The 573-nt window shown below is 41.5% G+C and carries 1 protein-coding gene and 1 pseudogene; both read left to right on the top strand.

The genetic code is table 11. The features are described from left to right. A pseudogene (locus tag ACFIJR_RS09260) lies at nt 1-264 on the top strand (phage tail protein); the annotation flags it as partial. 5 nt (nt 265-269) lie between these two features. Beyond that, nucleotides 270-573 (top strand): phage tail protein (locus ACFIJR_RS09255; RefSeq protein WP_375654095.1); only part of this gene is annotated, 304 nt, incomplete at its 3' end.

Here is a 573-nt window from a genome sequence, read left to right as displayed (position 1 = left end):
CCTGAAAAACGCAAGAGTGGTTTTAATACAAGTGTCGTTGAAACAGGACAAATGCAGGCAACAAATAAAGTGGGTGCCTTTAAAGCTCCAAAGCCCATTACGGTTCATAAACCCGTTGAAGTAGACGCCCGTGTAACCATTACAAATCTCAATATTTCAGTACCAAATGGTCTCAAGGACGAAATCAGAGACGCTGTCAATCAAGCACTTGAACGCTATGCAAAACAGCAACGTTTAGCCATAGCCTCTAGCCTTTCGGATTAAATACCATGATGTTAGCTTTGGGTGGTTTTATTTTTTCCATTGAAACAGCAGCTTATCAAACACTTGATATGTCTTATGGAGTTCCATGGGTAGAGCAAGGGCGATTGGGGCGAAAAGCTGCTCTTCAATTGCCTGCTGTTGCAAATGCGGAATTTTCTTTAGCAGGCGTGATTTATCCAGATTTCAAAGGTGGTCACGGACAAATCGAATATTTGCGACAAATAGCGCATATGGGACCTCACATTCTTGTTACCGGTCAAGGCAAAATCTTAGGTAAGTTTGTCATTCTTTCTGTAGAGGAAAAACAAA

It is taken from the genome of Bartonella sp. OD88NMGDW (assembly GCF_042193775.1).
Taxonomy (GTDB): Bacteria; Pseudomonadota; Alphaproteobacteria; order Rhizobiales; family Rhizobiaceae; genus Bartonella; species Bartonella grahamii.
Note: the sequence above shows the minus strand (reverse complement) of the source record. Positions and strands in the feature narration are given on the sequence as shown.